The following is a 520-nucleotide window of genomic DNA, read 5'->3' as shown; positions in this document are numbered from 1 at the left end:
ATATCATGAGCCGCCAGTGTTAAACCATTTCCTTCCCCTTTGACATAAAGTAATGCCTTGCGAGAAAGTAGGCTCGCCTCTCTTTGATAACCTTTACCTGAAGCCTGATTTTCAGCTAAGGTAGATTGGTGGGTGATTTTTCCCGCACTTTCAATATTCATCTCTTGCTCGGCAATCATCTTACCGCCTAGATTGGTGATATCTCCCTTAGCTTGCAGTTTAATACGCTCGCCTAATATATTGCCCTGATTAAGCAAAGATTGAAGCTTATCTTGTTGAAGTAAACTTATTTCTCTACCTGCTATCACACCTTGGTTGATGATTTGATTTGCCGATACACCTATACGCTGAGCAGATAATAACGCCCCTCGCTTATCCACATCACCTGATTGAGCCACTAAATAAACCTTAGGCACAAGCACTTGTTGTTCACGTCCATCAGGCAGTTTTACTGTCTCTGTTTCAAACCATACAATATCCGCCGTTAAACTCGCCACCTGTGCAGCACTGAGTTTAATCC

The 520-nt window shown here is 42.7% G+C and carries 1 protein-coding gene; it reads right to left on the bottom strand.

The features are described 5' to 3' along the window. Positions 1–520 (bottom strand): hypothetical protein (locus EII42_RS13125; RefSeq protein WP_158676523.1); only part of this gene is annotated, 520 nt, incomplete at both ends.

Origin of the sequence: Tessaracoccus sp. OH4464_COT-324 (genome assembly GCF_003932855.1) — a bacterium.
Taxonomy (GTDB): Bacteria; Actinomycetota; Actinomycetes; order Propionibacteriales; family Propionibacteriaceae; genus Arachnia.
Note: the sequence above shows the minus strand (reverse complement) of the source record. Positions and strands in the feature narration are given on the sequence as shown.